Source organism: Jezberella montanilacus (assembly GCF_003003055.1).
Lineage (GTDB): Bacteria > Pseudomonadota > Gammaproteobacteria > Burkholderiales > Burkholderiaceae_B > Zwartia > Zwartia montanilacus.
In genome coordinates this window covers 172,331-197,621 of record NZ_PVTV01000011.1, presented here as the reverse complement: position 1 = coordinate 197,621, position 25,291 = coordinate 172,331, and the positions used below count along the sequence as shown (strand labels likewise).

The following is a 25,291-nucleotide window of genomic DNA, read 5'->3' as shown; positions in this document are numbered from 1 at the left end:
ATTGAGAAATCTCAAACTATATGCAAGCTATTTTAGATTTTGTGGCGGGTGGTCTAATGCAAGCCAGTTGGTGGCAAATCACCCTATTCACGCTGGTAGTCACTCACATCACTATTATTTGTGTGACAATTTTTTTACATCGTTGCCAAGCCCACCGGGGTCTTGATCTTCACCCGGCCGTCGCGCATTTTTTTCGCGCCTGGCTATGGCTCACGACTGGCATGGTCACAAAAGAATGGGTTGCAATTCACCGCAAGCATCATGCGCGCTGCGAACGCGAAGGTGATCCTCATTCACCCATGATTTACGGGATTAACAAGGTTCTGTTTGCCGGTGCCGAGCTCTACCGCGGTGAGTCGAAAAACCAAGAGACGATTGGCAAATTTGGTCACGGGACCCCAGACGACTGGGTCGAGCGTAACGTGTATACACGCTACAGCGCGACTGGCATATTAATTATGCTGGCGATTGATTTGGCGTTGTTTGGCGCGATCGGTTTGACTGTCTGGGCTGTGCAAATGGCATGGATCCCTTTCTGGGCGGCAGGTGTCGTCAACGGGATAGGGCACTTTTGGGGTTACCGCAATTTTGCCAGTCCTGACACGAGCACCAACGTTTCACCCTGGGGCATTATCATCGGCGGTGAAGAGTTGCATAACAATCACCACGCTTACGGTTCCTCAGCTAAATTCTCCAGTAAATGGTACGAGTTCGACATTGGCTGGTTTTACATTTGTTGCCTCAAAGCCTTCGGCTTAGTTACGATCAAAAAAGTTGCCCCAAGGCTCAAACTTGAATCGGATGGGAGCAAGGCAATTGTTGACCTGAGCACTTTACAAGGCGTGATTGCCCATCGGTACGAGATCCTGGCTCGTTATTCGGGCATCATGAAAAAAGCTTGCAGCGCAGAGATCAAGCGTCTGCGGATTCAGGCGGCAGGCACGAACGGATCGACGGAACACAACACTCAAGCCCTGGTCGCTGCGACGCAGTGGATTGGGCGAGGTGACGAAACGCTCTCAGCTGCTGAGCGCGAGCGTATCGACACAGCATTGTCGCAGACGCAGCTTCTGGCGTTGCTTATGCAGATGAGAAACGATCTGACTAAGCTGTGGGATAGTTCGACGGCCACGAGTGATCAACTTTTGCATGAGCTACAGGCCTGGTGTCTGCGTGCGCAACAAAGTGGCATTGCCAGCCTAGAGGAGTTCGCTTTGCGTTTACGCCGCTATGCGGCATGATCGATAAGCTTAATGATCCCCAGCGCGAGGCTGTAACCCTGCCCCCGGGGCATGCGCTGGTGTTAGCAGGTGCAGGTAGCGGTAAAACCCGTGTGTTGACCACACGGATGGCTTGGTTAATTCAGACTAGACAGTCTAGCCCGCTCGGTATTCTGGCTGTCACGTTTACCAACAAAGCCGCACGGGAAATGCTTGCACGAATCAGTGCAATCATGCCAATCGATACACGAGGTATGTGGATCGGTACTTTTCATGGTTTGTGTAATCGCCTGCTGCGTGCCCATTTCAGGGACGCTGGGCTGCCACAGGCGTTTCAGATTCTCGATACCGCAGATCAGTTTGCAGCGATTAAACGCTTGCTCAAAGCCAATAATATCGACGACGAAAAATACCCGCCTCGCGATGTTCAACGGTTTATCAATTGTGCAAAAGAAGAAGGGCAGCGTCCTGGTGATGTTGAGGCATACGATAGCTTCCGTCGTCGCATGATAGAAATTTACACGCTTTACGAGGCACAGTGCCAGAGAGAAGGGGTGGTGGATTTCCCCGAGTTACTGCTCCGGGCTTTCGAATTGCTCAGCCGTAACGAGCCGATCCGAAATCATTACCAGCGCAGATTTAGACACATACTAGTCGACGAGTTTCAAGATACCAATAATCTTCAGTATCGCTGGCTAACCCTGTTGGCAGGTGATGGGGCTTCGGTCTTTGCAGTAGGCGATGATGATCAATCCATCTATGCTTTTCGTGGGGCGAACGTTGGCAACATGGCCGATTTTGAACGTGATTTTGCTCGTGGTGCAGTCATCCGGCTTGAGCAAAATTATCGATCTTACGGTCATATTCTCGATGCGGCTAATGCGCTGATCAGCCATAACACTGGCCGATTGGGTAAAAACCTCTGGACCGAGCAAGGCGCTGGTGAGCAGATTCGGGTGGTTGAACAACCGACTGATTTTGCCGAAGCACAGTGGATCGTGGATGAAATTCGTAGTCTCGTTGCCGAAGGGCGATCAAGGCATGAAATCGCGATCCTTTATCGCAGCAACGCCCAGTCCAGGGTCATCGAACACGCTCTGTTTTCGAGTGCTATCCCCTACAAGGTATACGGTGGCTTGCGCTTTTTCGAACGCCAGGAAATTAAACATGCCCTGGCATACCTGCGATTGATCAGTAATCCTGATGACGATACCTCTTGGGTTCGAGTGGTTAATTTTCCACCCCGAGGGATAGGGGCACGAACCATTGAATCCTTGATGGATCAGGCAAGAACCTACGACACATCGCTGGCGGCCTCTGTCGCAAGAGTGCCTGGCAAGGCAGGCAGCAATCTGGCACAGTTTCTTGTGTCTATCAGTCAAATGGCCGAAGCGACGCGTGGTTTGCCACTGCCAGAGCTTGTCGAACACGTCATTGAGCATAGTGGGCTGATTGCTCACTATAAGCTTGATAAAGAAGGCGCTGACCGAATAGAGAATTTGAATGAGTTGGTGACAGCAGCGACTGTCTTTGCCATAGAAGAACATTTTGATGGCTTGCCCGCGGGCGAGTCCGTGCAATGGGTTAGCAGTGCTACAGACTCCATGGGCGATAGTCTTACGCCAGCCGAGAACATCTCGCCTCTGGCTTCATTTTTGTCGCACGCGGCCTTAGAGGCAGGCGACAATCAAGCGCAAGCTGGCCAACAAGCAGTTCAATTGATGACTGTCCACGCGGCTAAAGGCCTCGAGTTCGATGCTGTATTTATCACGGGGATGGAAGAAGGACTGTTTCCTCATGAGAATAGCGTGCTTGAGCCGTCTGGCCTCGAGGAAGAACGCCGGCTGATGTACGTGGCGATTACTCGCGCTCGAGAGCGCTTGTATTTTAGTCTCGCTCAAAGCCGAATGTTGCATGGTCAGACGCGTTACCCCATGCGATCTCGCTTTCTCTCTGAAGTCCCAGATCAACACCTCAAATGGTTAACACCGAAGCAGCAGGTGGCATTTGATGGCCACGGCAGTGAGCCGCGCTGGGCGGGTGCCTCTCGCGCATCCATCCCCAATCGTCCATCCGTTGCACCGCGAAGCCCTACAACTGGCGTCCTAGTCGGATCGCAACACTTCAGGATTGGTCAAGGCGTCAGCCATGGTCGTTTTGGGGAAGGCACCATCATCGGCCTATCAGGTAGCGGGCTGGAAGCTCAGGCTCAGATTCAGTTCAGAGATGCAGGGACTAAAACGTTGGCACTAGGCATCGCCAAGCTGGATATCACTCATGGCTAAGTCAACTTAGCAGCCAAGCGAAAATCTGCAGGGACTTCAACCGGGCGTTGGGTTTCTCGGTTCACACAAACATGCACAAACAAGCCTTGCGCTGCAGCTAAATCTGACTCGTCAGTAAACACAGCGACGTCGTAGGTCACAGAGCTTCTGCCGATTTTGCCAATTCGTACGCCTACTCGGATCCAGCCAGGTGCCGATACTTGAGTGAAATAACGGCACTCTGAGGCGACAACCAAGGTCTGTCTGTCCCCGCTCAGGTATTTTCTGTAGTCACGGTCAAGCAGAAAAGCATCAACGGCTGTATCAAAAAACGAATAATAGTGAGCATTATTGATATGCCCATAGCTATCGTTGTCTGCCCACCGTAATGTGACAGATTCAAAAAATTCAAAATCAGTCTTCAACCACGGTGTCGAGCGTTTTGAATCTGAAGGTGCTGAGCTCATTACAGTTTGGGATTCAGGCCCGCTTGAAGTTGTTCTTCATCCACGTCCCCGCACCATTTACCGACGACGACTGTGGCAACTCCATTGCCAACCAGATTGGTCAAGGCGCGCGCTTCAGACATGAACCGGTCAATACCCAGTATCAAAGCGAGACCTTCGACTGGGACATGACCAACCGATGCCAAGGTCGCCGCCAAAACGATAAAGCCACTGCCAGTAACCCCTGAGGCGCCTTTGGACGTGAGCAAAAGAACGGCGAGTAAGGTCAGTTGATGAATTAGGTCAAGGTGGGTATTGGTCGCTTGGGCAATAAACACGGCAGCCATGGTGAGATAGATAGACGTGCCGTCCAGGTTGAACGAATAGCCTGCGGGGATCACCAAGCCAACGACAGACTTTTTGACGCCGAGCTTTTCCATTTTGGCGATCATGCCGGGCAGTGCCGCCTCAGACGATGATGTGCCCAGCACAATAAGCAATTCTTCCTTAATGTACTTAACGAACTTCCAGATACTGAAGCCGTGGAACTTTGCGATCAAGCCAAGCACCAAAAACACAAATAACAGGCAAGTCAGGTAAAAGGTTCCCATCAGCTTACCGAGTGATAGCAAGGTTCCTAACCCGAACTTACCAATCGTGAAGGCCATGGCGCCGAAGGCACCGATAGGCGCAAGTTTCATGACGAATCCGACGATGACAAAGAAGACTTTGGCAATCTTCTCGTTGAGGTCAAACACCATTTTGCCCGTATCGCCAAGCTTGTGAAGTGCGAAGCCAAACAGAATAGCGATTAGCAGCACTTGTAGAATTTCGCCTTTGGCAAAAGCATCGAAGACGGTATTCGGGATGACATTGAGCAGAAAATCAGTGGTGGTCTGCATCTTGCCTGGGCCCGTATAGGCCGCAATAGCTTTGGTATTCAGCGTGCTGATATCAATATTCATGCCTGACCCTGGGGTCAGCACGTTGACAACGACCAAACCAATAACTAAGGCGAAAGTGCTGACAATTTCAAAGTAGAGCAGTGCATAACCACCTGTTCTACCCACCGACTTCATGCTTTCCATGCCAGCAATGCCAGAGACGACGGTGCAGAAGATAATCGGGGCAATCAGCATTTTGATCAGTTTGATGAAACCGTCGCCCAACGGTTTCATGCTTTCACCCACTTGTGGATAAAAATGACCTAGCAAAATGCCGATAAGCACTGCTACAAGAACTTGGACGTAAAGCGACTTAAACCAATTGATTTTCATGAGGATCCGGGCAACGGTAACGACTAATTTGATGTTGCGGGATTATTGCAGTTTTTTGAGATTAATTAGTCCATTAGGACTACGGGTAAACCATAGTGTCGATAGCTTCCTGCAACTCAAGCCATTGCTCCTCAAGCATATCTCTCTGTTTCGATAGTTCACCGTGGCGAGCCAGAGCGGTGAGACATTCTTGCTTGCGTGAGTCCTCATACAATGCCGGATCAGCAATAAGTCTGTCGAGAATAACCAGTTCTTCTTGGGTTGTTTGTAAGCTCTTATCAACGACTGCCATTTTCTTTTCGAGTGGCTTGCGCAACGCGGCGAGCTTTTGTCTGGATTCTGCCTCTATCCGCTTTTGTTGTTTTCGATCTGGTGTCGGATCAGCGGAGTCACGACTATTTAACAACGACGCCTCATCTTGCGCTTGTCTTTTTTTCTCAGTGTTCTGGTGATCGGCTAACCAGTCTTTGTAGTCCTCCAGGTCGCCATCAAAGGCTTGCACAGCCCCTTGGGCCACGATCCAGAAGCTGTCCACTGTTGTGCGCAGTAAGTGGCGATCGTGCGAGACCAGCAGCATGCTGCCACCGAATTCCGCCAATGCCTGAGTCAAGGCTTCGCGAGTTTCAACGTCAAGATGGTTACTGGGCTCATCCAACAGGAGTAAGTTTGGCTTTTGCCAAACGATGAGTGAGAGCGCCAGACGAGCTTTTTCACCCCCTGACATCGGCCGGACTTGGTCGGTGACGCGGGCGCCGCCAAAGCCGAAACCGCCCAGATAATTGCGTAATTCTTGTTCTCTCGTTTGCGGCGCAAGTCGGGCGAGATGTTCAAGCGGGCTGCTATCGAGATCCAGCATATCGAGTTGATGTTGCGCAAAATAGCCAATCTCTAAACCGCGAGAAGCTCTGCGCTCACCACTGATAGGCGTCAGTTCGCCCGCTAGCGTTTTGACTAAAGTACTTTTACCCGCGCCATTCACGCCTAATATACCGATCCGGTCTCCGCCACGTATCATCAATTTGATGTTTTTTAAGATACTGATTGGCGGTTGGCCGTCTGCTTGCGGGTAGCCAGTCTCCATGTTGTCCATGACCAGCAAGGGGTCGGGCATCTCAACAGGCGAGGGGATGCGGATATCAATACCTGCTTCCGCATAGATGGGGGCGAGTAGCTCCATCCTTGCCAGTGCTTTAACACGGCTTTGCGCTTGCTTTGCTTTGGATGCCTTTGCTTTAAAACGATCGATAAAGCCTTGGAGACGAGCCGTTTCACGGCCTTGTCGCTCGTGTGCGATGCGGTTTAGGCGCAGACGTTCAGCTCGCTGGATAATGAAGTCGTTGTAGCCACCCTTATATCGAACCAGCTTGGCTTGATCGATGTGCAAAATGGTTTGCGCGACAGCGTCGAGAAACTCGGTATCGTGCGAAATAAGAAGCACGGTTCCTTCATAAGCAGTTAACCAACGCTCTAGCCACAGCATGGCATCAAGATCGAGATGGTTAGTGGGTTCGTCCAGTAACAATAGTTCTGAGGGCGCCATCAACGCCCGGGCGAGCGCGAGGCGCATGCGCCATCCCCCAGAGAAACTGTCGACGGGGGCTGACCATTGAGCTGGCGTGAAACCCAGACCTGCCAATAGCTGCTCTGCACGTGATGTTGCGCTCCAGGCACCGGCTTCGATTAACTCGGTCTCGAGCTCGGCGATTCTATGACCAGCGTGTTCAGAGGAGTCGATATGAGCACGCTCTGCTTGCAGTTGTCGTAGGCGCGTGTCGCCATCAATGACGAACTCGCGAGCAGGAGCCGCTGAGGCCGCAATCTCTTGTTTGACGCTTGCTACTCGCCAACCGCTTGGTATATCAAGTTGGCCTGCATCCGCATCCATTTCTTTTTGTAAGAGCGCAAACAGCGTGGTTTTGCCCGCGCCATTGCGACCGACAATCCCAACCCGTTCTCCAGGGTGCACGACAAAATCAGTGGTGTCGAGTAGCACCTTGGCGCCTCGACGAATGGTAAGGCCGGTTGCTCGAATCACGTGATGATTTGCTCTCGAGTCAGCAACAAAATCTGATCGCTAGACTCGGTTGTGTCAAGCCACATGGGCTCAAGTTCAGGGAAAGCCGCTTCGAAATAGGCTCGTTCATGACCCAGTTCGAGCAACAGCATGCCTTGCTCAGATAAATGCTGTGGAGCCTGCTCGATAATTTTTCTGATCAGATCCATTCCATCCAAACCACCCGCAAGCGCCATGCGAGGCTCGTGCAGATACTCTGCGGGCAGCTTATCCATTGAGGAACTATTGACGTAGGGTGGATTGCAGATAATGAGGTCGTATCGACGATTGACGTTCAGCGGCTCGAACAGACTACCGTGATACAGGCTGAGACGCTCATTGAGGCCGTGGTCTTGAACGTTTATTTTCGCCACTGCAAGGGCATCGCTGGAGAGGTCTGTCGCATCAACGACAGCATCAGGGAACTCATGCGCAGCCACGATTGCTAGGCAACCTGATCCTGTGCACAAGTCTAGGATATTTGAAATATCGTCCGGGTACGGGATCCAGGGGCTCAGGTGAGCCGTCAACAGCTCTGCTATCGGCGAACGTGGCACGATCACTCTTTGATCGACAAAGAAACGATACCCTTGTAACCAGGCTTCATTTGTCAAATAGGCGGCGGGTAGCCGGTCTATACAGCGTCTGTCAATCAAGTCGAGCACTCGTTCTTTTTCGTCTGGCAAGACATGTGCGTCCATGAACGGATCGAGTTGATCTGGTGGAAGGTGCAGCGCATGTAGCACGAGATAAACTGCTTCATCCCAGCTGTTGTCCGACCCATGGCCAAAGAACAGTTTGTGACCGTTGAAGCGAGAGACCCCAAAGCGGATAAGATCTCTCACTGTGACAAGAACGTCGCGAGCCGAGCTGTGCCCGTCAGACATGGCGAGCAGCGTCGATCAATACAGTCTTCTTCATCAGGCGCGCAACAAATCGTTGATACTTGTTTTCGCACGCGTTTGCGCGTCAACACGTTTGACAATCACCGCACAACTCAGGCTGTGTGTGCCATCATCCGAAGGCAACGAGCCCGGCACCACCACAGATCCTGATGGCACACGCCCATAGGTAATCTCTTTGGTTTCACGGTTGTAGATACGCGTGCTTTGTGAAATAAAGACACCCATCGACAAAACTGAATTTTCTTCGACGATGACGCCCTCTACGACTTCCGAACGAGCGCCAATGAAGCAGTTATCTTCGATGATGGTTGGATTGGCTTGCAAGGGCTCGAGCACGCCGCCAATACCTACGCCACCCGACAAGTGCACGTTTTTACCGATCTGGGCGCATGAACCGACAGTCGCCCAGGTGTCAACCATCGTGCCCTCGTCGACGTAGGCACCGATGTTGACGTAGGAGGGCATTAGCACCACGTTCTTTCCGATGAAGCAGCCGCGGCGAGCGACCGCTGGTGGCACCACGCGATAGCCGCCCATTGCAAAGGCATTGTGCCCATATTCTGCAAATTTCAAGGGTACCTTGTCATAAAACTGCATGGGTGCCTGCCCCATGATCTCGTTATCGTTCAGACGGAAAGACAACAAAACAGCTTTCTTTAGCCATTGATGGACAACCCAGTCGGCACCGATTTTTTCTGCTACCCGCAATCTGCCCGTATCCAGCGCATCGATGGCGTGTTCGACCGCTTCTCTGAGGTTTGCATCAGCGTCTCTTGGGGTAAGGGTGCTACGGGCTTCCCAGCCCTGTTCGATCGTGGTTTGAAGGTCGAGAGTCATGTTGAGTTCTGTATGTGGCGGTTGAGGAGAAGGTGGGTGGTCAGTGCAAGTTACGTACTTATATGCTGTTTGCTATGGTTTCGCGTTATCGGTTACGTTGCCGGGCAAAGTCAGCGATTCGCTGGGCTGCTTCGATGCACTCGGCAATTGGTGCAACTAAGGCAATGCGGATCCGGTTCTGCCCTGGGTTAATCCCGTGATTGTCGCGACCAACAAAGCTGCCTGGCAACACAGTCACCGCAGTCGCGCCGAGTAAGTCTCGAGCGAATTCCGTATCCGAACCGGGTGTGCCAGCCCACAGATAAAACGATGCATCGGGGCGACGCACGTCAAGGACAGGTTCCAGAATCGGCAAGACGGCGTCAAATTTGTCCCGATATTGCTTGCGATTGTCAATAACGTGGTCTTCGTCCTGCCAGGCGGCAATGCTGGCGGCAGACACGACAGGTGACATGGCGCTACCGTGATAGGTTCTATAGAGTAAAAATTTTGCAATGAAGGACGCATCGCCAGCAACAAAACCAGAACGCATCCCCGGGACATTTGAGCGCTTTGACAGACTTGAAAAACTGATCAGATTTTTGTAGTCGTGACGACCGAGTTGATAGGCGGCCTGCATACCACCCAACGGAGGTGTTGTTTCATCCAAGTATATTTCCGAGTAGCACTCGTCTGAAGCGATAGCAAAACCAAACCGATCTGACAGGTCAAACAGATACTTCCAGTCCGCCAGAGTCATGACGTTGCCTGCCGGATTGCCCGGTGAACAAACGAACACCAACTGAGTTTTAGCCCAAACATCCTCAGGTACAGCATCCCAAGTGGTGCGAAAGTTTTGTTTGGGATCGCTATTGACGTAATAGGGCTTCGCACCTGCTAATAAGGCAGCGCCTTCGTAAATCTGATAGAAAGGGTTGGGACACACAACTGTCGCCCCTTCAATTGGGTTCAAAATGGTTTGAGCAAACGCAAATAGTGCTTCGCGAGAGCCCAAAGCGGGCAGTACTTGTGTTTCTGCGTCCGGGGCCGGTATCTGGTAGCGGCGCGAAATCCAGTTTGCAATCGCCTGCCGCAGTCTGGGCTCACCCTTCGAAGCCGGGTACACCGACAGCCCATCTAAGCCACCCGTGATGGCATCCTTAACGCACTGTGGAGCCTCGTGTTTGGGCTCGCCAATCGATAGATTGATCGGTTTCAGGGTCGAAGGGGCTTGACCTGCACTTGCGATCAGTGCACGCAATTTTTCGAATGGATAGGGCTGTAGCGCTTGCAGTCTTGGGTTCATGAAGGGTATTTTAACCATCCAGATGCATTTAGGGTTTTTGCTAGACGTATTGATCCTCTCAGGGTGCGTTACAATGTTCTGCTACCGCGAAGGTGGCGAAATTGGTAGACGCACCAGGTTTAGGTCCTGACGCCGTAACAGGTGTGGGGGTTCGAGTCCCCCCCTTCGCACCAATACTGTCTGTGCAATCAGGCGTGGGTGTTGTTTCTGCGCTTGATTGTGATTCTTCTTTTATCTTGTTTGGTAGGTCTCTACATGCAATCAGTGGTTGAAACTCTTTCCGGCCTTGAGCGCCGAGTTGAATTGTCTGTTGCCATGGCTCAGATTGAACAGGCTGTTCAGGCCGAGTTAAAGCGTGTCTCCCGCACGGCCAAAGTAGCAGGGTTCCGTCCAGGCAAGGTCCCCGTGTCCATGCTTGAGCGCACGCATGGCCCCGGCATCCGCTATGACGTCATCAACCAGCAGGTCAGTGACAAACTCCAAGAAACCATTGCTGCGGCCCAGTTACGGATTGCTGGCACGCCAAAGCTTGAGCCCAAAGCCGACTCGGCTTCTGATGAAACAATGACTTTTCTTGCGACATTCGAGGTCTATCCCGTCGTTGAAGTGCCTGACATCAGCGCACTTGAAGTCAGCCGTATTGTGACTTCGGTCGGCGATACAGAGTTTCAGCGTACCGTCGACATTCTGCGTAAGCAGCGTGCAAACTACGTCGCACGCGATGGTCGCGCAGCCGTCGATCAGGATAAAGTGACGCTTGATTTTCTAGGTAAAATTGACGGCGTGCCCTTTGAGGGCGGCCAGGCTGATGACTTCTCTTTCGTGCTCGGCGAAGGCCGTATGCTGCCTGAGTTTGAAGAGGCTGCGCGTGGCATGAAAGCAGGCGACGTTAAAGTGTTCCCAGTACACTTTCCTGAAGACTATGCGGGCAAAGATGTTGCTGGCAAGAAGGCTGAATTCACGTCAACAGTAAAAGAAGTGGCTGAGCCGGTTTTACCTGAGTTCGATGCGGAGTTCGCCAAAACCTTGGGTGAGCCAGATGGCAATATTGATAAGCTTGCCGCCGACATTCGTGGCAATATTGACCGAGAAAGTAAGGCGCGCACCGCTGCACGTACCAAAACCAGTGTGATGGATGCATTGGCTCAGGCTGCAAGCTTTGAGGTACCAAAAGCCCTGGTCGATAGTGAAGTACAGGATCGCATTGCCGCCGCACGTGAGTCGCTGAAAGAGCGCGGGTTCCCGAACGCAGACAAAATGCCGATTCCGGAAGAAGAATTTGTTGCGGAAGCAGAACGTCGGGTCAAACTCGGCCTTTTAGTGTCCGAGTTAATCGCCAAAGAACAGTTGCAAGCTAAACCTGAACAAGTCCGTGCACGCATCGAAGAGTTCGCCGCCAGCTACGAGCAACCCGCTCAAGTCGTGAGCTATTATCTGACTGACCGTGCGCGACGTGCTGAAGTCGAAGGCATCGTGTTAGAAGATAACGTTGTACAGTTTGTTTTAGGCAAAGCTAAGGTCACGGAACAAGAAGTTCCATTTGAAGACATCATGGGAAACCGTTAAATGCAACGATTCACTGATTTTTACGCCTCTGTGCATGGTGGTTCGTCAGTGACGCCGACTGGGCTCGGTTACATCCCAATGGTGATCGAACAGTCAGGTCGTGGTGAGCGGTCTTACGATATTTTCTCTCGTTTGCTGAAAGAGCGAGTGATCTTTATGGTCGGGCCAGTTAATGATCAGACGGCAAATCTTGTTGTTGCTCAGTTGTTGTTTCTCGAGTCTGAGAACCCAGATAAAGACATCGCTCTCTACATTAACTCCCCTGGCGGTTCTGTTTATGCCGGCATGGCTATTTTTGATACGATGAATTTCGTCAAGCCTGATGTGTCAACCCTTTGCACCGGTTTGGCGGCAAGCATGGGCGCATTTTTATTGGCTGCTGGTGCCAAAGACAAGCGCTTCTCTCTGCCAAACTCTCGCATCATGATTCACCAACCTTCGGGCGGTGCTCAAGGGCAGTCGACTGATATTCAAATTCAAGCGCGCGAAATCCTCGATTTACGGGCTCGGTTGGATAAAATTCTTGCAGAGAAGACAGGGCAATCAGTAGAACGGATCTCGCAAGACACCGAACGTGATAACTTCATGTCTGCCGAAGACGCTGTATCTTATGGGTTAATCGACAAAGTATTGGTTTCACGAGCTGAAGCGGCAGAGCAGGCAAAGTGACCTTGAAGTCTTCTCATTACAGTGATTTTCTCAAAAAGTGGTGACGGATTGATATGACAGAAAAGAAAGGTTCAGCCTCGACAAAAACCTTGCACTGTTCGTTCTGTAACAAAACGCAACAGGAAGTCAAAAAATTAATCGCTGGACCGTCTGTTTTTGTGTGCGACGAGTGCATCGACCTGTGCAACGAAATTATTCGCGAAGAAGCACAAGCTAGCGCGCGCGCATCCATTAAGTCAGATCTGCCAACTCCAGCAGTGATCAAGTCATTTCTTGATCAGTATGTTATCGGCCAGGAAGGTCCCAAACGTGTTTTGGCTGTTGCTGTTTACAACCATTACAAGCGTTTGCGCCATGGGGATATCAAAGGCGACGACGTTGAGCTCTCGAAAAGCAATATCTTGCTGATTGGCCCTACAGGCTCTGGTAAAACGCTACTTGCCCAGACGCTTGCCCGTCAGCTTAACGTGCCGTTTGTGATGGCCGATGCAACCACCTTGACCGAAGCGGGCTATGTCGGTGAAGACGTCGAAAATATCATCCAGAAATTGCTGCAAAATTGCAATTACGAAGTCGAAAAAGCACAGCAAGCGATTGTCTATATTGATGAAATTGACAAGATTTCGCGTAAGTCTGACAATCCGTCTATTACTCGTGACGTTTCTGGCGAGGGCGTGCAGCAAGCGCTGCTTAAACTGATTGAGGGAACTGTCGCTTCAGTGCCTCCTCAAGGTGGTCGCAAACATCCTAATCAGGATTTTGTTCAAGTCGACACGACCAATATTTTGTTTATTGTGGGTGGCGCTTTTGATGGCCTTGAGAAAGTTATCCGCAATCGCACTGAGCGCTCAGGTATTGGTTTTGGGGCTTCGGTCGATGCCAAGTCCGAGAAATCCACTGGCGCAACCTTTCTTGAAGTTGAGCCCGAGGATTTGGTCAAGTTCGGGATTATTCCTGAGTTAGTGGGCCGCTTGCCTGTTGTCGCAACGCTCCAAGAACTAGACGAAGAGGCGTTGGTTCAAATTTTGACTGAACCGAAAAACGCCGTGGTTAAACAGTTTCAGAAGTTGTTTTCCATGGAAGGTGCTGAACTCGATATTCGGCCCACTGCCTTGAAAGCGATCGCACTCAAGGCAATCAAACGCAAAACAGGGGCTCGAGGATTAAGATCAATTCTTGAGGCGGCATTACTCGACACCATGTACGAGTTGCCCACTCATGGCAACGTCAAGCGTGTGGTGGTGGACGATGCTTGCATCGATGGCAAGAGCAAGCCACTTTTAGTTTACGGAGACGATACGAAGAAGCCAGTCGACGGTGCTCACGTGACCAAAAATATTCAAGACGCAGCCGCTTGATTTGTACGGTTCATTTGTTCAAAAATAGCCTTCAGCGTGTTTGGGGGCTTTTTTTTTACCCTAATGAAAAAAAGCTTGAAATTTAGGCTATCGTCTACATAACAGAATGGTAGTGCTATTACGGGTATCGCGCCGGCTGCTTTGCCCTGTTCGGATTTGCCGAGAATTGATTAGGATCTACTTATGTCTGGAAATCAGACCCTTCCTTCCGAGTTAATTAACTTACCCTTGTTGCCTCTTCGCGATGTGGTGGTCTTCCCCCACATGGTTATCCCTTTGTTCGTTGGTCGTCCGCGCTCAATTCGTGCGCTTGAAGCCGCGATGGAAGCAGGCAAGAGCATCATGCTAGCTGCCCAGAAATCAGCTGGTAAAGACGATCCGACTCCCGATGATGTCTATGAGATTGGTTGCGTGGCAGTCATTTTGCAGATGCTCAAGTTGCCTGACGGTACCGTTAAAGTGCTTGTTGAGGGTTCTCAGCGGGCTCGCGTCGCTTCGATTCAAGATTCCGAAACTCATTTCAGTGCTGAAGTGTTACCGATTGCGCCTGATGTATCTGCAGGTTCAGAGGTTGAGGCCTTGCGTCGGGCTATCGTTGCTCAGTTTGAACAGTATGTGAAACTCAATAAGAAAATTCCCCCTGAGATTTTGACTTCCTTGGGTGGTATCGACGACGCAGGCAGACTCGCAGACACAATCGCCGCGCACCTACCATTGAAACTTGAGCAAAAGCAGAAAATGCTCGAGATTGTCACTACGTCTGAGCGTCTCGAGGCCTTACTTTCACAACTTGAAACAGAAATTGATATCCTGCAAGTTGAAAAACGCATTCGTGGTCGCGTTAAGAAGCAGATGGAAAAAAGCCAGCGCGATTACTATTTGAATGAGCAAGTAAAGGCGATTCAGAAAGAGCTCGGCGAAGGCGAAGAGGGCGCGGATATTGAAGAGCTTGAGAAAAAAATCCAAGCCGCGCAGCTGCCTAAAGATGCTCGTAAAAAAGTAGACAGTGAGTTGAAAAAACTCAAACTGATGTCACCCATGTCAGCTGAAGCAACTGTCGTTCGTAACTACATCGACACAGTCATCAACTTACCTTGGCGCAAGAAGAGCAAGGTTAATAACTCAATTCCGAACGCAGAAACGGTTTTGGATAATGACCACTATGGCCTTGAAAAAGTTAAGGAGCGCATTCTTGAATATCTTGCTGTTCAGCAACGGGTAGACAAGGTTAAGGCGCCAATCTTGTGTTTAGTTGGGCCACCAGGTGTGGGTAAAACTTCTCTGGGTCAGTCCATCGCTAAGGCGACGAACCGTAAGTTTGTCAGGATGGCACTCGGCGGTGTCCGTGATGAAGCGGAGATTCGTGGTCATCGCCGCACTTACATTGGATCGATGCCAGGCAAGATTCTTCAGAACATGACAAAAGTTGCAGTTCGTAATCCTTTGTTCTTGCTTGACGAAATCGACAAGCTTGGTATGGATTTTCGGGGCGATCCAGCGTCTGCTTTGCTTGAGGTGCTTGATCCCGAGCAAAACCACACGTTTCAGGATCACTATATTGAAGTTGACTTTGACTTGTCGGATGTGATGTTTGTCGCGACGAGTAACACCTTGAATATTCCGCCAGCTTTGCTTGACCGGATGGAAGTGATTCGTTTGTCTGGCTACACCGAAGACGAAAAGATTCACATTGCAACCGATCACTTGTTGCCCAAGGTCATGAAAAATAATGGCGTCAAGCCAGAAGAATTGTTGGTCGATGAATCAGCTGTTCGCGATATCGTGCGCTACTACACGCGCGAGGCTGGTGTCCGTTCGCTTGAGCGCGAGGTGGGTAAGATTTGTCGTAAAGTTGTGAAGAAGTTGCTTGCCGATGCTGAAGTGAGCAAGCTTGCGAAGAGTAAAGATCCATTGCCTCAAGTGTTAGTCAATTCCGACAACCTGAATGATTATCTTGGTGTGCGTAAATACACCTTTGGTATGGCCGAAAAGGACAATCAAATCGGTCAGGTAACAGGGTTGGCCTGGACTGAGGTGGGTGGCGATCTCCTGACGATTGAAGTGGCTGACATGCCAGGTAAAGGTGTTATTCAGCGCACTGGTTCGATTGGCGATGTCATGAAGGAGTCCGTTGAAGCAGCACGTTCAGTGGTGCGGGCGAGATCCAGACGACTTGGTATTGCCGATAGCCTTTTTGAGAAGCGTGATATTCATGTCCACTTCCCAGAAGGGGCGACGCCAAAAGACGGTCCTTCCGCTGGTATTGCGATTACGACAGCGATTGTTTCTGCCTTGACCCACATCCCCGTGCGTGCTGATGTAGCAATGACTGGAGAGATTACTTTGCGTGGCGAAGTGCTTGCGATTGGCGGCCTAAAAGAGAAGCTGTTGGCAGCACATCGCGGTGGGATTAAGACTGTTTTGATCCCAGAAGAGAACGTCAAAGACCTCGCAGAGATCCCTGATAATGTCAAAAATCATCTTGAGATCGTGCCAGTCCGCTGGATTGATAAAGTGCTTGAAGTCGCTCTTGAACGTGCACCTCAGCCCTTGCCGGATGAGACGCCTGTGCCAGAGACTGTGGTCGCTGTTAAACCGGACGCAGTGGAAGGCGAGGATCCTGTTCTCAAGCACTAATCCGCTTTGGTTGCTTAATGTTGGTCATGGAACTTTCAGATTCGGTCCGTGTGGACAAGTGGCTCTGGGCAGCGAGGTTTTTTAAATCGCGGTCCTTAGCCACTGCCTCAATCGAAGCTGGCCGAGTCCATATCAACGGCGATCGGGCCAAGCCTGCCCGCGGTGTTAAGGTGGGGGACAGGCTTTTAATTGTCCGAGAGCAGGATAAGACTGAAATTGTGATCAAGGGCATTACTGACGTGAGGCGCGGGGCTGCCTTAGCGCGGTTATTGTTTGATGAGACGGCTGAGAGCCTGCTGAGGCGACAACAAACGACCGAAAACCGCCGTTTTTATCGAGAACCTGCCAATACCATTGAGGGCAGGCCGACCAAGAGAGATAGACGAAATCTGGATAGTTGGCGGGATCTTTAAGCAATCAGTGACAGCTTTGCTTGATCCAGCCAGGCTTGTTAGGTGCCTTCAATGCAGAGCGGACGTTCTGATCAAGCCAGTCGCGATGCCTTCGAGGGAAAAGTCTTGATCAGCTGAGATCACGATGGGCTCAAAATCCGGATTCTCTGGGAGTAATTCAATTTTTGAGCCTCGTTTGTTATACCGTTTGACGGTTACTTCGTCGTTAATTCTGGCTACAACAATTTGCCCATTTCTTGCTTCGCTTGCTCGTTTTACAGCCAGTAGGTCTCCGTCTAGTATGCCTGCATCGCGCATGCTAAGCCCTTTCACTCTGAGCAGATAATCGGGTGTTTGAGTAAATAAGGCAGGATCGACATTGATTTCCCGTTCAATATTTTCGACAGCAAGGACAGGGTTACCTGCCGCGACACGGCCAATAACGGGCAAAATTAGCTGGCCCAAGCCAGCAGCCGTGAGTAAAAATTTTGACTCCTTAGCCTGATATTCATTCTGGTCAAGCTCGGCTTCACTATCAAACAGACGAGCCGCATCAGTTAACTTGATACCGCGGGATGCACCGGCTGTCAGTTCAATCACGCCTTTCTTGGCAAGTGCCCTGAGATGGTCTTCAGCTGCGTTAGCAGACTTGAAACCGAGCGTTTGCGCAATCTCAGCCCGCGTAGGTGGAAACCCGGTATTCGCTAACGCCTGTCGGATAAGATCCAGAACCTGCTGTTGTCGCTCGGTCAGTAAGCTTGCCATATGTTTGCCTCGCTGGTGGTCTTGCTGATTACTTCAGTCAAAAGAGATGGCTGAATTTTATACAGTGCTGTTTTTATATACAGCCTGTATTTTGAACGCAATTACCAATAAATGCAAGTTTTAAGCAAGTTTTGACCTCGCCGGCGTTAATTGCCGAGCGAGGTGGTGGTGCCGAGCGTTTACAGAACGGCCGCGATGGCGTCTACGACGCGGTCGATGTTACCGCTGTTGAGTGCTGCGACACAAATGCGGCCGCTGCTAATGGCATAGACGCCATGTTCTTCTCGCATACGATCAACTTGAGCTGAGGTCAATCCTGAGTAGGAGAACATGCCGCGCTGTTTGAGCACAAAGTCAAAGTCCTTTTTTACACCTTTGGCTTTGAGTTTATCCACCAACTGCTGGCGCATCAGACGGATACGGTCACGCATTGCTCCGAGTTCCTGGTCCCACATGGCTGCAAGTTCAGGCGTATTGAGCACCATGGCGACGATCGTACCGCCGTGAGTGGGTGGGTTGGAGTAATTTGACCGGATGACCCGCTTGACTTGACTCAAGACACGGTTTGATTCGTCTTTACTGCCGGTAACAATCGTCAATGCTCCTACGCGCTCACCATAAAACGAAAATGATTTCGAAAATGATGAACTGATGAACATGGTCATGTCCATGTCTGCGAATAGCCTGACGGCAGCCGCGTCACCGTCGACGCTGTCGCCAAACCCTTGATAAGCAATATCGAGAAATGGGATCAAATTGCCGGCCTGAACGATTTGAGCAACCTCACGCCATTGATCAGTAGTCAGATCAGCGCCTGTCGGGTTATGGCAACAAGCATGCAAGACCACAACGCTTTGCGCAGGCAGCGTTTTGAGGAAGGCGGTCATTGCAGCAAAATCGACTCCGTGAGTGGCGGGGTCATAGTATGGATAATTCACGACCTCGAAACCTGCGCGCTCAAATAGTGCGCGGTGGTTTTCCCAGCTTGGATTACTGATCGCAACTTTGGCGCCAGGAACGAGCTGTTTGATGAAATCGGCACCAATCTTCAAGGCACCCGTCCCGCCGAGACTCTGAAAAGTGAGCGTGCGTCCGGCAGCGAGGAGCGGAGAGTCTTTACCCAGCAGTAATTTCTGAGCTGCCTGGTTATAACCTGTGAGGCCCTCAATGGGCAGGTAACCGCGAGCGGCGCCAGCTTGCGCACGCAGAGCTTCCGCTTGGGCGACGGCTTTGAGTACAGGTATACGCCCTTGATCATCATAGTAAACACCGACGCCAAGATTGACTTTGGCTGGATTTTGGTCAGCGTTGTACTGTTCGGTCAGACCCAGGATAGGGTCACGGGGGGCTAGTTCGACAGACTGAAATAAGGTGCTCATGAGTGTTGTAAGAGTGATATGTGAAAGTGGAGCGCGTTGCTGAGTTCAAAGTCAAAAAACTGATTCTGATTGGGCGCCTGCAACGTGGGAGTGGACGCTTTGATCCAGTCAGAACATAATGGATAGCTGCTCTCTGTTTCAGGAGCGCTTTAACAAGTCTAGCATGACCACCGAAGATAAACCCATCCCGCTCGCGCAAGGCGAAAACGACATTCACGACGACACCTACAAGCCGATTGTGGCAGGTAGTGTCGGGCCACGGTTTGTTGATTATCCCGACAGCCCATTTCACCTTTTTCAGCCTTATCCGCCGGCGGGCGATCAGCCCCGCGCGATCGATCAACTGGAGCAGGGCATTAGAGATGGTTTGATGAATCAAACCTTGCTCGGTGTTACCGGATCTGGCAAGACTTTTACCATGGCCAATTTGATCGCCAGAACAGGTCGTCCTGCTATCGTTTTGGCTCCCAATAAAACGCTGGCTGCCCAGCTTTATGCTGAGATGCGAGAGTTTTTTCCCAAGAATGCGGTCGAGTATTTTGTCTCATACTACGATTATTATCAGCCAGAGGCTTACGTCCCGACACGTGATTTGTTTATTGAAAAGGATTCTTCGATCAATGAGCACATCGAGCAAATGCGCCTGTCCGCCACAAAAAGCCTGTTAGAGCGCCGTGACACCATTATTGTCGGGACGGTGTCCTGTATCTACGGTATCGGCAACCCAAGCGATTATCACGCAATGGTGCTTATTTTAAGGGTTGGTGATCGGATCGACAGACGCGAAATTCTTGCGCGTCTGGTTGCGATGCAGTATGAGCGTAATGATCTGGAGTTCACGCGAGGGATCTTTCGGGCGCGGGGCGAGACGATCGATATTTTTCCCGCAGAAAGCGCTGAGCTTGCCTTGCGAGTATCTTTGTTCGATGATGAAGTCGAGTCGCTTGAGCTATTTGATCCGCTGACTGGAAAGATCCGGCACAAGGTTCCACGCTTTACCGTTTATCCAGGTTCACATTATGTTACGCCTCGAGATACAGTCTTGCGTGCAATTGAAACCATCAAAGAAGAGTTGCGTGAGAGAGTTAAATACTTCGTTGACTCTGGGCACTTAGTTGAAGCACAACGGATTGAACAGCGGACCAAATTCGATTTGGAAATGCTGGTTGAGCTTGGCTTTTGTAAAGGGATTGAAAATTATTCTCGGCATTTGTCTGGTGCGGCACCCGGTGATCCTCCGCCAACATTGATCGACTATTTGCCGGCTGACGCTTTGATGTTTATTGATGAGAGTCATGTCACGATCGGACAGCTTGGGGGCATGTATCGAGGTGACCGGGCACGGAAAGAAACACTGGTGACCTATGGGTTCAGGTTACCCTCGGCAATGGATAATCGTCCACTCAAAATGGAGGAGTTCGAGGTCAGAATGCGCCAATGCGTATTTGTTTCGGCCACCCCAAGTAATTATGAGAAAGAGCATAGCGACAATGTCGTAGAACAGGTTGTGCGCCCGACTGGGCTAGTTGATCCGGTGGTAGAAATTCGTCCGGCACGTACTCAGGTCGATGATTTGCTTGGTGAGATTAAGTTGCGCGTCGCGCTTGAAGAACGCGTACTGGTGACGACTCTGACCAAGCGCATGGCGGAAGACTTGACAGATTATCTGACCGAGCATGGCGTGCGAGTGCGGTACCTGCACTCTGATATTGACACGGTTGAACGAGTTGAGATTCTGCGCGACTTGAGGTTGGGTGTTTTTGACGTGCTGGTGGGGATTAACCTTCTGCGCGAGGGCTTAGATATCCCGGAAGTTTCCCTCGTGGCAATTCTGGATGCCGACAAGGAAGGGTTCTTGCGATCTGAGAGGAGTCTGATTCAGACAATTGGTCGCGCGGCGCGAAACTTGAACGGGAAAGCCATTCTCTACGCTGACAAGATGACCGATTCAATGCATCGTGCCATCAACGAGACACAACGGCGTCGGGACAAGCAACTAGCGTTCAATATCGAGCACGGCATAGAAGCTCGAAGCGTCAGAAAAGCGGTGCGTGAACTCATCGACGGTATTGTGGTACCTAGCTCGCAGGATGAGGAAATCGAAGCAATTCCTATTGAATTACTAAAAGATGAAAAAGCGGTCGCTCGCGAGATTAAGCGCCTGGAAAGGCTGATGTTTGACCATGCCAAAAATCTCGAATTTGAACAGGCTGCCGCAGTACGGGACAGCTTAAGAACCCTCCAAGATCAAGTGCTTCGTTATGGTGCTTAACACATTTTTTCGGGTCACATTGGTGCGTTGCGAGGAAATAAGCGGGTCATTAGATGTTTCCAACTGTTTCTAAATGTTTATTTATCGATAATTATATTAATGTAAAAAATTAATTAATTCTTTTAACTTATTGATATATAAAATAATATAAAATTTAATGGTTATTATACTTAGCATAATTTTTTTGCAAAAAAAACTAGACAATTTACGGGTTTCCCCTCACAATATGCACCATGATGACAAAAGTTCTATTCGTATGCATGGGCAATATTTGCCGGTCGCCCTCGGCTGAAGGTGTGTTCCGCCATCTGCTCAACGAGGCCGGTTTGGCCGACGTGGTGGGCATTGATTCGGCAGGGACACACAATTTCCACGTTGGCGAGGCACCCGATGCTCGGGCGATCGCCGCTGCACGTAAACGCGGCTATGAGATCGGTCATGGTCACGCTCGGCAGATTACTGCTGAAGATTTCCGCGAATACGATTTGATTCTGGCGATGGATTGGGAAAATTTATCGGCACTTCAGCAGCAATGTCCAAAGTTGCATCAGCACAAGTTGATGTTGATGATGCGCTTTGCCAACGAGTTTGAAGAAGCAACGGTTCCCGATCCTTACTACGGCGGCCCAGAAGGCTTTAGCAAAGTACTCGATTACCTTGAAGATGCTTGTCAGGGCGTGCTTGAGCTTGTGCGCAAGCGTGCGACACAGTACCAAGCTGCTTAGTTTCGCAATTCTGTCTAAAAATACCGCGCGTTAAATTGACTCGCGGTATTTTTTTGTCAGAACGTTCTGGGGTTGGGTCTAATAGCCTAGCAATTTAGTCGGGAATTTGCTATACTTGACTATATTACTAAGGTAATAAAACCATCTTAAGGATGCTGTGATGAGGCTCACCACGAAAGGCAGGTTTGCGGTTACCGCGATGATCGACTTGGCCCTGCGCCAGCAGAGTGGTCCTGTGACCTTATCTGCGATCAGCCAACGACAAAATATTTCATTATCTTATCTTGAACAATTGTTCGGTAAGTTACGTCGCCACGAGCTAGTTGAAAGCGTGCGAGGCCCTGGTGGTGGCTATAACTTGGCTAGACTAGCCCGTGAAATCACCGTCGCCGATATTATTTTTGCAGTGGATGAGCCACTGGATGCCACGAATTGTGCAGGTAAAACTGATTGCAATAGTGGCACTGACGGTAAGCCCGGCATTTGCATGACGCACGAGTTGTGGTCTGCTTTGAATCGCAAAATGGTCGACTTTCTTGATTCGGTCTCAGTACAAGACCTGGTTGATCAACAGCGCATGCGTCAATTGACAGAAAGTACAGGTAAAGGCGTTGGTGTCATGGTAAGTGCTATCAGTCACGCTGATCCAGCTAACGCATCCGGGGATGCCAGTCCCTCGAACCCTGCAAGTCCTGCCAAGCGTGTACCGCACGCAGTAGCTTAATAACATTCGTTATCGGAGTCCTGATGTCAACGCTTCCAATTTACTTTGATTACTCTGCAACGACCCCTGTCGATCCCCGAGTGGTCGATAAAATGGTGCCCTGGTTGTATGAGCATGCAGGCAACCCCGCGTCGCGCAGTCACGCCTATGGCTGGGAGGCCGAAGCAGCGGTAGAGCATGCACGTATCCAGGTGGCAGAGTTGGTCAATGCCGATCCCAGAGAAATTATCTGGACTTCAGGCGCAACTGAGTCAAATAATCTTGCGATAAAAGGCGCTGCGGGCTTTTACGCTGAGCGCGGCAAGCACATTATCACCGTCAAAACTGAGCACAAGGCAGTGCTTGATCCTTGCCGTGAGCTTGAACGCCATGGCTTTGAGGTAACTTATCTAGACGTTAAAGAAAACGGTTTGATTGATCTGGATGTTTTCAAAGCTGCGCTAAGGCCCGATACGGTTCTGGTGTCGGTTATGTTCGTCAATAATGAAATTGGCGTGATTCAAGATATCCCAGCGATCGGTGAGTTGTGTCGCGCTAACAATACGATTTTTCACGTCGATGCTGCTCAAGCGACAGGAAAAGTCGAGATTGATCTTCAAAAGCTGAAGGTCGATTTGATGTCTTTCTGTGCCCATAAGACATATGGGCCTAAGGGTATCGGTGCTTTATATGTGCGTCGCAAACCACGTATTCGAATTGAAGCCCAGATGCACGGCGGTGGTCATGAAAGAGGTTTTCGCTCAGGCACACTTGCCACCCATCAAATCGTCGGTATGGGCGAGTGCTTCCACCTGGCCAAGCTTGAAATGGGTAAAGAAAACGAGCGAATCCGTATGCTGCGTGACCGGCTCTGGGCTGGCTTGTCACAGATTGAAGAGGTCTATCTCAACGGTGACCTTGAGCACCGTGTCCCGCATAACTTAAACGTGAGCTTCAACTACGTCGAGGGCGAGTCTCTGATTATGGCGATCAAAGAGATTGCAGTTTCTAGTGGCTCGGCCTGTACGTCGGCAAGTCTTGAGCCCTCGTATGTTTTGCGTGCCTTGGGGCGTAATGACGAGTTGGCTCACAGCTCGATTCGTTTCACAATTGGCCGCTATACGACCGAGAAAGAGATCGATTTTGCGGTTGATCTCCTCAAGACTCGGGTAGGCAAATTACGAGATATGTCTCCTCTATGGGAAATGGCACAAGAGGGTATCGATTTGAATTCCGTTCAGTGGGCAGCTCACTAATCAGACCGCTCAACCGAATATACAGACTGGAGAACCACCATGGCTTATAGCGATAAAGTACTAGATCATTATGAAAACCCCCGCAACGTGGGCACCTTCGATAAAGGCGATGCGAGCGTTGGCACAGGGATGGTTGGCGCACCTGCTTGCGGCGATGTCATGAAATTGCAAATCCGAGTTAACGACGCGGGCATCATTGAAGACGCTCGTTTTAAGACCTATGGCTGTGGTTCAGCCATCGCATCGAGTTCGTTGGTGACTGAGTGGGTCAAGGGTAAAACGCTGGATCAGGCACTTACCATCCGTAATACTGAAATCGCTCAAGAACTTGCTTTGCCGCCTGTCAAAATTCATTGTTCAATTTTGGCAGAAGATGCAATCAAGGCCGCCGTCCAAGATTACAAAGAAAAGCACGCAGGTTGATATGGCTGTCACACTCACCTCACAAGCTGCTGATCACATCGGCAAATACCTGCAAAAGCGTGGCAAGGGTATTGGCTTACGCTTGGGCGTGCGCACGACCGGCTGCTCTGGCATGGCCTACAAGCTCGAGTATGTCGACGAGCCGGTCGAGCAAGATCAGGTGTTCGAGAGTTTTGGTGTCAAAGTTTTTATTGATCCCAAAAGCTTGTCTTACCTTGACGGAACCGAGCTTGACTATGCGCGCGAAGGTCTGAACGAAGGTTTTAAATTTCGTAACCCAAACGAGAAAGCGACCTGCGGCTGCGGTGAATCGTTCACTGTCTAAGCTGTGAACGATTCTGATTACTTTGCATTGTTTGGTTTGGTGCGATCGTTTGATTTGGATGCGGGCGAGCTGGAGCATGCTTGGAAGCGGGTTGCACTCGCAGTCCATCCAGACAAATTTGCAACAGCCTCTGCAGCCGAGCGCCGAGTAGCCATGCAATGGAGCTCGCGCGCCAACGAAGCCTATAGGATCCTGCGCCAGCCTTTGTCCCGGGCGAGGTACCTTTGTGAACTCGCTGGGATTGATCTGCAAACGGAGACCAATACGGCGATGAGCCCGGACTTTTTAATGCAGCAAATGCAGTGGCATGAGCAACTCGACGAAATCTCTGCTGCGGAAGATAGTGCTGCAAAAGAACGGTTCGAATCCGAATTGACTGAGGTTCTCTCCGACCTCATCGAACAATGTGCCATTTTGCTTCGTGTTGCGGATTATCAAGGCGCATCAATTAAAATTCGCGAATGGATGTTTCTTGAAAAAATGATGTCTCAAGTGCGTACCACGCTACCTCAAGGGTACTGATCAGTCCGTGCC

General features: G+C 50.5%; 20 protein-coding genes, 1 tRNA gene and 3 pseudogenes. 16 read left to right on the top strand and 8 right to left on the bottom strand.

Translation table 11 applies throughout. The annotated features are described in order from the left end of the window. The first annotated feature begins 20 nt into the window (after positions 1-20). The 3 genes and pseudogenes from BCM14_RS02555 to BCM14_RS15400 form a co-directional block, all read left to right on the top strand. Complete coding sequence (locus BCM14_RS02555) at positions 21-1,241, top strand: DesA family fatty acid desaturase (RefSeq protein WP_106226431.1); 1,221 nt, start codon at positions 21-23, stop codon at positions 1,239-1,241. Continuing rightward, positions 1,238-3,212: pseudogene (locus tag BCM14_RS02550) on the top strand (UvrD-helicase domain-containing protein); the annotation flags it as partial. The gene BCM14_RS02555 and the pseudogene BCM14_RS02550, both read left to right, overlap by 4 nt. 107 nt (positions 3,213-3,319) lie before the next feature. Beyond that, positions 3,320-3,505 (top strand): annotated as a pseudogene (locus BCM14_RS15400) (hypothetical protein); the annotation flags it as partial. On the opposite strand, the gene BCM14_RS02545 reads toward BCM14_RS15400, so the two are convergent. The 6 genes from BCM14_RS02545 to dapC form a co-directional block, all read right to left on the bottom strand. After that, on the bottom strand, positions 3,502-3,951 hold the full coding sequence (locus BCM14_RS02545) for an acyl-CoA thioesterase (protein ID WP_106226429.1): 450 nt from the start codon (positions 3,949-3,951) through the stop codon (positions 3,502-3,504). The pseudogene BCM14_RS15400 and the gene BCM14_RS02545 overlap by 4 nt on opposite strands. Then, the gene (locus BCM14_RS02540) at positions 3,951-5,207 is read right to left on the bottom strand and encodes a dicarboxylate/amino acid:cation symporter (protein WP_106226428.1); all 1,257 of its coding nucleotides are present in this window, start codon (positions 5,205-5,207) and stop codon (positions 3,951-3,953) included. Before BCM14_RS02540 ends, BCM14_RS02545 begins: the two co-directional genes overlap by 1 nt. 79 nt (positions 5,208-5,286) lie before the next feature. Continuing rightward, complete coding sequence (locus BCM14_RS02535; RefSeq protein WP_106226427.1) at positions 5,287-7,242, bottom strand: ATP-binding cassette domain-containing protein; 1,956 nt, start codon at positions 7,240-7,242, stop codon at positions 5,287-5,289. Continuing rightward, a complete protein-coding gene (gene prmB, locus BCM14_RS02530) occupies positions 7,239-8,147 on the bottom strand; it encodes a 50S ribosomal protein L3 N(5)-glutamine methyltransferase (RefSeq protein ID WP_106226426.1) in 909 nt (302 codons plus the stop codon). The genes BCM14_RS02535 and prmB overlap by 4 nt, the downstream gene beginning before the upstream one ends. 33 nt (positions 8,148-8,180) lie before the next feature. After that, positions 8,181-9,002 carry a 2,3,4,5-tetrahydropyridine-2,6-dicarboxylate N-succinyltransferase gene (gene dapD / locus BCM14_RS02525; RefSeq protein ID WP_106226425.1) on the bottom strand — a complete coding sequence of 274 codons (822 nt, stop codon included), beginning with the start codon at positions 9,000-9,002 and terminating at the stop codon, positions 8,181-8,183. 85 nt (positions 9,003-9,087) lie between these two features. Next, positions 9,088-10,287, bottom strand: a complete 1,200-nt coding sequence (gene dapC / locus BCM14_RS02520; RefSeq protein ID WP_106227001.1) for a succinyldiaminopimelate transaminase — start codon at positions 10,285-10,287, stop codon at positions 9,088-9,090. A gap of 86 nt (positions 10,288-10,373) precedes the next feature. On the opposite strand from dapC, the gene BCM14_RS02515 reads away from it, so the two are divergent. The 6 genes from BCM14_RS02515 to BCM14_RS02490 all read left to right on the top strand — a co-directional run bounded on the left by BCM14_RS02515 (position 10,374) and on the right by BCM14_RS02490 (position 16,930). Continuing rightward, positions 10,374-10,460 (top strand) — tRNA-Leu (locus BCM14_RS02515). 82 nt (positions 10,461-10,542) lie between these two features. Next, positions 10,543-11,853 (top strand): trigger factor, encoded by a 1,311-nt coding sequence (gene tig / locus BCM14_RS02510; RefSeq protein WP_106226424.1) that lies wholly within the window; start codon positions 10,543-10,545, stop codon positions 11,851-11,853. Then, entirely contained in the window at positions 11,854-12,522 is a 669-nt protein-coding gene (gene clpP / locus BCM14_RS02505; RefSeq protein ID WP_106226423.1) for an ATP-dependent Clp endopeptidase proteolytic subunit ClpP, read from the top strand. It begins immediately after the preceding gene. 53 nt (positions 12,523-12,575) lie between these two features. Next, on the top strand, positions 12,576-13,880 hold the full coding sequence (clpX, locus tag BCM14_RS02500; RefSeq protein ID WP_106226422.1) for an ATP-dependent Clp protease ATP-binding subunit ClpX: 1,305 nt from the start codon (positions 12,576-12,578) through the stop codon (positions 13,878-13,880). A 183-nt stretch (positions 13,881-14,063) separates the two neighbouring features. Continuing rightward, complete coding sequence (gene lon, locus BCM14_RS02495; protein WP_106226421.1) at positions 14,064-16,517, top strand: endopeptidase La; 2,454 nt, start codon at positions 14,064-14,066, stop codon at positions 16,515-16,517. A gap of 26 nt (positions 16,518-16,543) precedes the next feature. Further along, positions 16,544-16,930: an Hsp15 family ribosome-associated heat shock protein gene (locus BCM14_RS02490; protein ID WP_106227000.1), complete on the top strand. Its 387-nt coding sequence runs from the start codon at positions 16,544-16,546 to the stop codon at positions 16,928-16,930. A gap of 48 nt (positions 16,931-16,978) precedes the next feature. Here BCM14_RS02490 and lexA read toward each other — a convergent pair whose 3' ends face one another. Beyond that, a complete protein-coding gene (gene lexA / locus BCM14_RS02485; protein WP_106226420.1) occupies positions 16,979-17,674 on the bottom strand; it encodes a transcriptional repressor LexA in 696 nt (231 codons plus the stop codon). 179 nt (positions 17,675-17,853) lie between these two features. After that, positions 17,854-19,053, bottom strand: a complete 1,200-nt coding sequence (locus BCM14_RS02480; RefSeq protein ID WP_106226419.1) for an amino acid aminotransferase — start codon at positions 19,051-19,053, stop codon at positions 17,854-17,856. Positions 19,054-19,216: 163 nt separating this feature from the next. Between BCM14_RS02480 and uvrB the strand changes: the two genes are divergently transcribed. The 7 genes and pseudogenes from uvrB (at position 19,217) to hscB (ending at position 25,279) form a co-directional block, all read left to right on the top strand. Further along, entirely contained in the window at positions 19,217-21,325 is a 2,109-nt protein-coding gene (gene uvrB, locus BCM14_RS02475) for an excinuclease ABC subunit UvrB (RefSeq protein ID WP_106226999.1), read from the top strand. 233 nt (positions 21,326-21,558) lie between these two features. Then, complete coding sequence (locus tag BCM14_RS02470; RefSeq protein ID WP_106226418.1) at positions 21,559-22,050, top strand: low molecular weight protein-tyrosine-phosphatase; 492 nt, start codon at positions 21,559-21,561, stop codon at positions 22,048-22,050. 160 nt (positions 22,051-22,210) lie between these two features. Then, positions 22,211-22,636, top strand: a pseudogene (locus BCM14_RS02465) (Fe-S cluster assembly transcription factor); the annotation flags it as partial. A 161-nt stretch (positions 22,637-22,797) separates the two neighbouring features. Continuing rightward, a complete protein-coding gene (locus tag BCM14_RS02460) occupies positions 22,798-24,009 on the top strand; it encodes an IscS subfamily cysteine desulfurase (RefSeq protein ID WP_106226416.1) in 1,212 nt (403 codons plus the stop codon). A 39-nt stretch (positions 24,010-24,048) separates the two neighbouring features. Then, positions 24,049-24,432: a Fe-S cluster assembly scaffold IscU gene (iscU, locus tag BCM14_RS02455; protein ID WP_106226415.1), complete on the top strand. Its 384-nt coding sequence runs from the start codon at positions 24,049-24,051 to the stop codon at positions 24,430-24,432. A gap of 1 nt (position 24,433) precedes the next feature. After that, a complete protein-coding gene (gene iscA / locus BCM14_RS02450; RefSeq protein WP_106226414.1) occupies positions 24,434-24,757 on the top strand; it encodes an iron-sulfur cluster assembly protein IscA in 324 nt (107 codons plus the stop codon). Between the two features lie 3 nt (positions 24,758-24,760). Further along, positions 24,761-25,279, top strand: coding sequence for a Fe-S protein assembly co-chaperone HscB (gene hscB / locus BCM14_RS02445; protein WP_106226413.1), 519 nt, complete (start codon positions 24,761-24,763; stop codon positions 25,277-25,279). Positions 25,280-25,291 lie beyond the last annotated feature (12 nt).